Origin of the sequence: Streptomyces sp. NPDC006197, assembly GCF_040613865.1 — a bacterium.
Lineage (GTDB): Bacteria > Actinomycetota > Actinomycetes > Streptomycetales > Streptomycetaceae > Streptomyces.
Genome location: NZ_JBEXSZ010000223.1, coordinates 1 through 9,021 on the forward strand (window position 1 = coordinate 1; position 9,021 = coordinate 9,021).

8 protein-coding genes are annotated in these 9,021 nt (G+C 74.5%); 3 read left to right on the forward strand and 5 right to left on the reverse strand.

Features of this window, described 5'->3' with window-relative positions; genetic code table 11:
- Positions 1-70: hypothetical protein (locus tag ABZ318_RS37690; protein WP_356906942.1), on the reverse strand; the 70-nt coding region annotated here is incomplete at its 3' end.
- A 43-nt stretch (positions 71-113) separates the two neighbouring features.
- Positions 114-1,154, reverse strand: coding sequence for an Lrp/AsnC family transcriptional regulator (locus ABZ318_RS37695; protein ID WP_356906935.1), 1,041 nt, complete (start codon positions 1,152-1,154; stop codon positions 114-116).
- Between the two features lie 544 nt (positions 1,155-1,698).
- Between ABZ318_RS37695 and ABZ318_RS37700 the strand changes: the two genes are divergently transcribed.
- Both ABZ318_RS37700 and ABZ318_RS37705 read left to right on the forward strand, forming a co-directional pair.
- Positions 1,699-3,144 (forward strand): MFS transporter, encoded by a 1,446-nt coding sequence (locus ABZ318_RS37700; protein ID WP_356906936.1) that lies wholly within the window; start codon positions 1,699-1,701, stop codon positions 3,142-3,144.
- On the forward strand, positions 3,141-4,325 hold the full coding sequence (locus ABZ318_RS37705) for an amidohydrolase (protein WP_356906937.1): 1,185 nt from the start codon (positions 3,141-3,143) through the stop codon (positions 4,323-4,325). The genes ABZ318_RS37700 and ABZ318_RS37705 overlap by 4 nt, the downstream gene beginning before the upstream one ends.
- 18 nt (positions 4,326-4,343) lie before the next feature.
- Here the strand turns inward: ABZ318_RS37705 and ABZ318_RS37710 are convergent, their stop codons facing one another.
- The 3 genes from ABZ318_RS37710 to ABZ318_RS37720 all read right to left on the reverse strand — a co-directional run bounded on the left by ABZ318_RS37710 (position 4,344) and on the right by ABZ318_RS37720 (position 7,333).
- Positions 4,344-5,300, reverse strand: a complete 957-nt coding sequence (locus ABZ318_RS37710) for an SMP-30/gluconolactonase/LRE family protein (RefSeq protein ID WP_356906938.1) — start codon at positions 5,298-5,300, stop codon at positions 4,344-4,346.
- A 115-nt stretch (positions 5,301-5,415) separates the two neighbouring features.
- Positions 5,416-6,225, reverse strand: coding sequence for a VOC family protein (locus tag ABZ318_RS37715; protein ID WP_356906939.1), 810 nt, complete (start codon positions 6,223-6,225; stop codon positions 5,416-5,418).
- A 142-nt stretch (positions 6,226-6,367) separates the two neighbouring features.
- A complete protein-coding gene (locus tag ABZ318_RS37720) occupies positions 6,368-7,333 on the reverse strand; it encodes a MerR family transcriptional regulator (RefSeq protein WP_356906940.1) in 966 nt (321 codons plus the stop codon).
- Between the two features lie 146 nt (positions 7,334-7,479).
- On the opposite strand from ABZ318_RS37720, the gene ABZ318_RS37725 reads away from it, so the two are divergent.
- Positions 7,480-9,021, forward strand: a 1,542-nt coding sequence (locus ABZ318_RS37725; RefSeq protein WP_356906941.1) for an alpha/beta fold hydrolase, incomplete at its 3' end; no start/stop codon positions are given.

Sequence of the window (9,021 nt, forward strand, 5' to 3'; positions counted from 1 at the left end):
CCTCGGAGAAGGCGTTGCCGTAGCGGCGGAGCAGCTCGGCGGCGCGCTCCTCGCCGAACTCGGCGTTCAGCGCCTCGCCGAAGCCGTCGGCCCAGTCCGTGAGGCCGCGGCCCTCAGCTCCGGACCGAAGTGAACCCCGCCCTCTTGTACGTGCGCATCAGCAGCGCCGTCTCCGTCGACGTCACGCCTTCCAGCCGTGCGAAGACCCGGGCCGTGAACTCCTGGAAGTCCCGGGTGTCGCGATGGCTCGAGTACCCGAGCAGACTCGTCCGGCCGCTGGTGACCACCAGGTGGCGCAGGGCCGGTTCGCCCGCCAGCAGCCGGATCGCGGCGTCGAGCTCCCGGTGCGGCACCCCGAGCCGGAACCGCCCCTCCACCGGATATCCGAGGACGGCGGGGTCGGCGTGCAGCCGCAGGTGCAGCACGTGCGAGGCCGTCAGCCGGGCCAGGCGCCGCCGGGCCGTCGTCTCGCCGACGCTCAGCCCCCGGGCGAGACGGGTCGTCGACATGCGGGCGTCGCGCCGGAGCAGCTCGACGAGCCGCCGGTCGAGCTCGTCCACGACCGGCGGCTCCGGGAGAGGGGTGCCCTCCACGGCGTGCCGCCGTACGTCCGTCGGCTCGTCGTCGTACGGTGCCCAGTCGCTGGCCGTGAGCAGCAGCCGGAGCACCACCGCCGAGCGGATGTCCACGACTCCGTCGAGCCGGCCGATCACCGTGTCCACGAGGGTGAGCAGTGCGTCGTGCCCGGCCGCCTGGAGTTCGACGAACACGTCGAGCGCCCCGGTGGCGACCTCCACCGAACGCGTCTCGTCCAGGGCGGCGAGCGTCAGCGCCACCTCGTGGACGCGGCCCGGCGCGCACCGTACGGCGATCTCCGCCGTCACCCCCTCGTGCAGGTACTCGGGGATGAGTGCCGCCACGAAGGCGACCCTCCCGTCGGCGGTCATCCGCTCCAGGCGGCGCGCGACGGTCCGCTCGTGCGCCCCGACCGCCGCCGCGACCTCCGCGAACGGCGCGCGGGGATCGCGGTGCAGGACCTTCAGGATCCCGTGGTCCAGCGCGTCCAGGTCGCCGGCGGGGCCGGAGCCTCCGCCCCCGCCGCTCCGGGCACCCCCGGCCCCGCCGCCGCGCCACGGACCTTGCTCCGCCGTCATCCCGCCTCTCCTCCTCCTGTCCGCGCGCCCACCGGAAGGCGCCCGCCCGTCCACCCGAAGGCGCCCCGCGTGCCCGCCACAAGGCGCCTAGCGTGCCTGCCGAAGGGCGTCCCGTGCCCGCCGCAAGGTGCCTCGCGTGCCGACCGGAAGGCACCCGTCCGCCCGCCGGAGGGCGCCCGCCCGTCCGCCAGAGGGCGTCCCGTGCCGACCGGAAGGCGCCCGCCCGTCCGCCGGAGGGCGTCCCGTGCCCGCCGGAAGGCGCCCCGTGCCCGTCGGAAGCCGCCCGCCCGCCCGCCGGAGGGCGTCCCGCGCCCGCCGGAAGGCGTCCCCGGCTCGCCCGAAGGCGCCCCGGGCGCCCTCGATGTGCCCGAATCCGCCGCGGGCTCCCCGCCCGCTGCCGCAATCGGCCGTCTTCACAGTCGACTCTTGCCCGAAGTGCCGTCCGCTCGCCACATTGTGGTGCATCTTCCGCCCCCGTGCCCCACCTGCCGGGCGGTCCCCTTCTCCATCGCGCCCACGCGGCCCTTCCGAAGAGGTAGTACGTATGACGGACGCCGGTACCCGCACCGCCCCCGTACGAAGAAGTGCCGTACGCCCCGTGCCCGCCGGCGCGGTCATCGCCTCGGTCGCACTCGTCGAGCTCTCCAGCGGCATCACCCAGGGCTTCCTCTCGCCGCTGCTCAAGGGCCTCACCGACACCCTGAAGGTCACCGCGGCCGACCTGAACTGGATCAGCATCGCGAACCTGCTCGCGAGCGTCGCGTTCACCCCGGTCCTCGCCCGGATGGGCGACCTCTACGGCCACCGCCGGCTGCTGCGCTGGAACCTCGCGATCGTCCTCGCCGGCTCGGTCCTCGTCGGGCTGAGCCGCTCCTTCCCGGTGCTGCTCGCCGGCCAGATCCTCCAGGGCGCCATCGCCGGATTCTTCCCGCTCCTCGTCGGCATCCTCCGCAACCGTCCCGACGGCGGCGACGCCGAGAGCCGCCGCGGCATCAGCCACATGGTGGCCGCGCTGATCGGCGGCCTCACCCTCGGCCTGCTGTCCAGCGGCTTCATCGCCGCCACCGTCGACAGCCCCACCGCCGCCCTCTGGGTGCCCGCCGTCGGCGCGGCCCTCGCGCTGGTCGTGACCTGGCCCCTGCTCCCCGAGTCCGACGACCGCCCGGGAGGCTCCGTCGACCGGCTCGGGGCCCTGCTGCTCTCCGTCGGTCTCGTCGCCCTGATGCTCGCACTCGGTCTCGGCGGCACTCCCGGCTGGGAGTGGACCTCCGCCCGGACGCTCGCCACCCTGGTCGGCGGCGCGCTCGTCACCGCCCTGTGGGTGCTCGTGGAACTCCGCACCGCCGAGCCCATGATCGACGTCCGGATGTTCCGCCGGCGCAACGTGGTCGTCGTCTCCGTCGTGACGCTCGCCTTCAGCTTCTGCATGTTCGGCCTCCAGGTCGCCCACTCCGTCTTCCTCGGCACGAGCCCCGCCGAGACCGGGTACGGGTTCGGGTACGGACCCGTCGCCATCGGTCTCGGACTGCTCCCCAACCTCCTCGCGATGGCCCTCGGCGCGCTCGCCGCCCCCGCCGTCGCCGCCCGCCTCACCGACCGGCTCACCCTGGTCACCGGCTCCGCCCTCATGGCCGTCGGATACGTGATCGCCCTCGCCGCCCACGCCTCGGCACCGCTCTTCCTCCTCGGCACCGCGCTCGCCGGACTCGGCAACGGTCTCCTCCAGCACTCCACGCGCACGCTCGCCGTGGAATCCGTCCCCCACGACCGGACCTCGGTCGGCTCCGGCATCAACGAACTGCTCATCAGCGTCGGCGGCTCGCTCGGCGCCGCCGCGGTCCTCACCGTCTTCGCCGGGCACACCCCCGCCGGCCGCACCCTGCCCGACCTCGGCGCCTACACCACCTCCTGGGTGCTGTGTGCCGTGATCTCCCTGGCCGGCGCCGCCGCCTCCCTCCTCTACCGCACCCCGTCCAAGGACCTCCGATGACGACCACGACCACCGCCCGCGACCACGCCCGGGCCGCCCTGACCCGCCACCAGGACACGGTCATCGGGCTCAGTCACGCCCTGCACGCCGACCCCGAACTCGCCTACGAGGAACACCGCGCGGCCCGCCGCATCACCGACCTCGTCGAGCGAGCCGGCTTCGACGTGACCCGCGAGGCGTACGGGCTGCCCACTGCCTTCCGCGCCACCGCCGGCTCCGGCGACCTGGTCGTCGCGATCTGCGCGGAGTACGACGCGCTCCCCGGGATCGGCCACGCCTGCGGCCACAACGTCAACGGCTCGGCCTCGGTCGCCGCCGCCCTCGCCCTGGCGCCGCTCGCCGACGACCTCGGCCTCACCGTCGCGCTGCTCGGCACCCCCGCCGAGGAGTCGGGCGGCGGCAAGGTCGACATGCTCCGTGCCGGGGCCTTCGACGACGTGGCGGCCGCCATGATGGTGCACGCGGCGCCGCAGGACGCCGTGGGCCTGAACACCCTCGCCATCAGCAGCCTCTCCGTCGCGTACACCGGAGTCCCCGCGCACGCCGCCGCGATGCCGCACCGGGGTGTCAACGCCGCCGACGCGATGATGATCGCCCAGGTGGCGATCGCCGCCCACCGCCAGCAGATGGTGCCCGGAGCCGTCGTCTCCGGCGTCGTCACCTCGGCCGGCGACGCGGCGAACGTCATCCCCGACCGCGCCACCGCGACGTACGACGTCCGCGCCGGCACCAGCGAGGAGCTCGCCGAGCTCCAGGCCCGGGTGCGGGCCTGCTTCGAGGCCGGGGCCCTCGCCACCGGCGCCGAACTCCTCCTGGAGACCGTCGGCAACGACTACGCCGACCTCCGCCACGACCTCGCCATGGGCCGGAGCTACCGGGCCGCCGCCGAGGCACTCGGCCGGACCGTCCTCCCCAACGACCCCGGCCTGCGCGGGGGTTCGACCGACATGGGGAACGTCTCGCACCTCGTCCCGACGATCCACCCGTCCATCGGGTACGACTGCGGCGACACGATCATGCACCACCCGGACTTCACCCGGTACGGCACCACGGCCGCCGCCGACCGGGCCGTCCTCGACGGCGGCCTCGCCATGGCGTGGACCGCCCTCGACCTGGCGACCGACCCGGTCCAGCGCGAGCGGCTCCTCGCCGGCGTCGCCGCCCGCGCCACGGCGGACTGACGGTCGCCCGGCCGTGCTTCAGGCCGCCGTCCCCGCCCAGGGCCGGTGGCCGGGGCCGGTCGGGTGGGTACCGGTGTTGCTCATGACGACCGAGTACAGGCTGGTCTGGGCGGCGATGAAGAGGCGGTTGCGCTTGGCGCCGCCCCAGGAGATGTTGGCGACGGGCTCCGGGACGTTCAGCCGTCCGATCAGGGTGCCGTCGGGGTCGTAGCAGTGCACGCCGTCGCTCATCGCGGCGGCCCAGAGGCGGCCGTCCGCGTCGAAGCGGAGGTTGTCGAAGCGGGCCTCCTTGCGGGCCGAGGCGTCGGCGAAGACCTTGCCGTCGGAGAGCGTGCCGTCCTCGCGCACGTCGAAGACCCGGATGAAGCCCGCCCGTGTGTCGGAGACGAACAGCTGCTTCTCGTCGTGGGAGAAGACCAGTCCGTTGGGCGCGGCGAACTCGTCGGAGACGAGGCGGACTTCGCCGCTGTCCGGGTCGATGCGGTAGACGTTGTTGGAGCCGATCTCGCTCTCCGCGCGATAGCCCTCGTAGTCGCTGGTGATGCCGAAGTCCGGGTCGGAGAACCAGATCGAGCCGTCGGACTTCACCGCCGCGTCGTTCGGGCTGTTCAGACGCTTGCCCTGCCACCGGTCCGCGAGCACGGTGACCGTGCCGTCGTGCTCGGTGCGCGTCACGCGGCGGTTGCCCTGCTCGCAGGAGATCAGCCGCCCCTCACGGTCCAGGGTGTTGCCGTTGGTGTGCCCGGCCGTGCGGCGGAAGACACCGACGGCGCCCGTCTCCTCGTCCCAGCGCAGCATCCGGTCGTTCGGGATGTCGCTCCAGATCAGCTGCCGCCAGGCGGGCAGGTAGATCGGCCCCTCGGCCCAGCGGCAGCCGGTGTGGAGGACCTCCAGCGCATCGTCCCCGTACATGCACCGTCCCGTGAGGAACCGCTCGTCGAACATCTCGTACAGCTCGGGGCGCTCGCCGCTCATGGGCCCTTCCCTTCCTACGAATCTCGTGCGTGTGCCGAATCTGATTCTGTGCAACACGAAGATTGCAGGATCATCTACGGTTCCCACAAGGACGTTTCGAACGGAGAGCTGTGGATCACATGGTCCCGGCCTTCTCTTCCTCTTCCTCCTCCGCCTCCAGCGTGAACAACGCCCCGTCCGGGTCCCGGACCGTCACCCGGCGCTCCTCGTCGCCGTCCGACGACCGCACGTCGGCCCACTCGCTCCCCGGCACCACCGCCCCGCCGTGCGCCACGGCCGCCTCCCGGGCCGCCGCCAGATCGCGCACCCGGAACCGGACCAGCCAGCGCGGCCTCGACTGAGGCCGGGGCGAGGCGGATTCGACCGGCCCGCTGTCGAGCCGGGCGACGGCCTCACCGTCCCGCCGCAGCACCACCCGGTCGTGCTCGTACGACACCTCGCAGCAGCCGGGGCTCCCGTCCGCCCAGCGGAGCACCCCGCCGTAGAACACGGCGGCGTCGAACGCGTCGCGGGTGTGCAGCTCCACCCAGGCCGGGGCCCGCCGCTCGCCGATGTGCCAGCGCGAGACCAGCCGCCCCTCCCACACGCCGAACACGGCACCCTCCAGGTCCGACGCGATCGCCGCACGGCCCCGTGGCGGATACGCCATCGGCCCCACGCCGACCGTGCCGCCGCGCTCCCGGATCCGCGCCACCGCCGCGTCGGCGTCGTCGACGGCGAAGAACACCGTCCAGGCCACCGGCACCCCCGGCTGGGCGGACACCGCCGCGATCCCGGCCACCGGCACCCCGTCCCGCTCGCCCACCACGTGCACGTCGTCGCCGAGCGCGCCCCGACGGAACGTCCACCCGAGCACCGCCCCGTAGAAGCGCTTCGACGCCTCCAGATCGCGTGCGGACAGATGCAGCCAGCACGGTGCTCCCATCGCCTCCCCGGTCGTCGGCCCCGACACCGGCACCACCTCCTCGTCGTCCTGAGTCCGTGCGCCCCTTCCCCGCCTCGCCACCCCGCAAGCGCGCACTCACCCACGTGCCGCCGATCACCACACCCCGGGTACCCCGAACGGCTCAACGGGTCGCGTGCGAGGTGTACGCGCGGACGTCGGCGTCCGGGCCGTGGACCTGGTCGCGGAGGGCCACCGAGAGGTGGTGGTGCAGCATGCCGAGGACCGGCTCGTCCGGGGCGAACAGGCCGGCGGCCAGCTTCCAGTACCGGGGGAGCACGGGGCTGTCGTCCAGGGCGAGCAGCCCGACGAGCCGGCGCCGGAAGTCCGGCGTGTCCGGCTCCCCGCGCGCCCGGGCGTAGGCGGAGACGAAGCAGTCCAGGGCCCCGCCGGCCTGCGGGGCCCGCCCGGCCCGCACCTCGGCCGAGGCGAGCCCGTACGCCTCGGCGAGGCCCTCGTAGAGCACGACCGGACGGTACTCGCCGTCCGGGAGCGGCGGCGCGGGCCGGAACTCCGGCCGTTCGAGGCGCGGGTCGGTGACGAGCGCGTGCAGCCGCGCGAACGCGAGCACCTGCTCGGGACCCGGCTCCTCCGGCGGCCGCGGCACCACCGCGTCCAGGACCGTGGCCACCACCCGCCCCGGCAGCCGCACCGGCAGGGCCCGCCGCCAGAACCGGACCAGGGCGTCCGTGTCCGGAGGGGCGGGCAGCGCGCCGAGCAGCCGCAGCCGCTCCGCGCGCTCCCCGGCGGCGCACTCCTGGAGCAGCCGCAGGGAGGCCTCCTTCCAGCGCAGCGCCACCAGCTGGGAGCCCACGTCCCGCAACTGCCCCGCGACGGCCTCCTCCAGGACCGCGTCGGCCCCGTCCCTCTCAAGTACCCGCTCCACCTCGGGCACCGGCAGGTCGAGGGCGCGCAGCGACCGGATGAACCGCAGCCGGTCGAGCGCCTCGGCCCCGTACCTGCGATGGCCCCCGGAGCTGCGGGCCGCCTCGGGCAGCAGACCGCGATCGGAGTAGAACCGCACGGTCTTGACGGTGACACCCGCCCGCGCGGCCAGCTCCCCGATGCTCCACAGACCGTCGGACGACACGAACCGAACCTCTTTCAACGGGATCCGATGATCTTCGGGCCCGTCCATTCTGCCGCGCGGCCCTCGACCGGCGGACTTGAATCTCCCGCAGGGGGAGTTCCTAGCGTGACCGCGGGACATCCCCGAGGAGTGACGAGGAGACGGTCATGACGGCTTTCGTGCTGGTGTCGGACACCTTCACCGGTGGCTGGGTGTGGGAGGAGACCGCCGACCGGCTGCGGCAGGCGGGAGCGGAGGCGTACCCCGTGACCCTGACCGGGACGGGGGACCGGCGCGCCGAGGCCGGCCCCGGCACCGGCCTGGAGACGCACGTCGAGGAGCTCGTCCGGCTGCTCGACGGGATCACGGCGGCCGAGGTGGTCCTCGTCGGACACGGCTACGGCCTGCATCCGGTGTTCGGCGCCGCCGACCGGCGGGCCGGACGCGTCGCCCGGATCGTCTCCGTGGACACGGGACCCCCGCGGGCCGGCGAGCCCGCCGTGCGCTCCGTACCCGACCCCGAGGTCCGGGAGCTGCTCGCCGGGCGCCCCGAAGCGGCGGTCCCGCCGCCCGCGCCGGGCACCTGGTCGCGGTGGGGCAGCGTCGAGGGGATCCCCGCCGACGCCCTCGCCCGGCTGGAGCGCGAGGCCGCGCCGCAGCCGGCCCGCACGCTCACCGAGCCGCTCCGTCTGACCGGCGCCACGGACACCCTGCCGACCACCGGCGTCCTGTGCGCCGCGAACGGGCAGAGCATCGCCCTGGTAGAGATGGCGGTGGCCTCGGGCCCGCCCCAGTTCAGGGTGCTGACCGAGGACAGGTTCCGCTTCTTCGAACTCGCCACCGGCCACTGGCCGATGCTCTCCGCGCCCGGGGAACTGGCCGAGGTGCTGCTCCGCGCGGCCGCCGGCGAGGGCCACCGGGTGGCGGCGCCCGAGAGCGGCCACGAGCAGCCGTCCCACCTCCTGCCCTTCCTCGTCGACGTGCCCGAGCGGCCGCGCGACCGCGTCGGACGGGTCGACCTCCACCTCCCGGACGCCGAGGGGCCCCGGCCGGCGGTCGTCTTCGTCCACGGCGGCCCCATCGAGCCCGACCGGCGGCCCACCCCGAGGGACATGCCGTTCTTCCTGGGATACGGCCGCTTCGCGGCGGCCGCGGGCGTCGTCGGCGTCACGGTGGACCTCCGGCTCCACGGCCTCGCCGACTACCCGCAGGCCGCCCAGGACCTCGCCGACGCCGTCGAGCAGGTCCGCGCCGACCCCCGCGTCGACGGGGACCGGATCGCGCTCTGGTTCTTCTCCACCGGCGGGCTCCTCGCGGCGGACTGGCTGGCCGCGCCCCCGCCGTGGCTGCGGTGCGTGGCGGCGAACTACCCCGCCCTGGCGCCGCTGCCCGGCTGGGAGACGGTGGAATCCCGCTTCCGTCCGGTGGACACCGTGGGCACGGCGGACGGGCCGCCGGTCGTCCTGACCCGCGCCGGTCTGGAGCACGAGGTCCTCGCGGCGACCGTCGAGGAGTTCCTCGCCGCCGCCGAGAAGCGCGGTGCCGACGTCGAGGTCGTCGACGCACCGCACGCCCACCACAGCTTCGAACTCGTCGACCCCACCGACGAGTCCCGAGCGGTCCTGGAGCGCTCCGTACAGGCGCCGGCTGCCTCCCCACGCGGACCGCATCGTGTTCGCCGTCAGCTCCTTCGACGGCAGCACCTTCGA

Excerpts from the sequence above, each read along its gene's own strand:
- ABZ318_RS37710 (WP_356906938.1), bottom strand. The coding sequence starts at position 5,300 with ATGAGCGGCGAGCGCCCCGAGCTGTACGAGATGTTCGACGAGCGGTTC.
- ABZ318_RS37700 (WP_356906936.1), top strand. The coding sequence starts at position 1,699 with ATGACGGACGCCGGTACCCGCACCGCCCCCGTACGAAGAAGTGCCGTA.
- ABZ318_RS37705 (WP_356906937.1), top strand. The coding sequence starts at position 3,141 with ATGACGACCACGACCACCGCCCGCGACCACGCCCGGGCCGCCCTGACC.
- ABZ318_RS37715 (WP_356906939.1), bottom strand. The coding sequence starts at position 6,225 with ATGGGAGCACCGTGCTGGCTGCATCTGTCCGCACGCGATCTGGAGGCG.
- ABZ318_RS37695 (WP_356906935.1), bottom strand. The coding sequence starts at position 1,154 with ATGACGGCGGAGCAAGGTCCGTGGCGCGGCGGCGGGGCCGGGGGTGCC.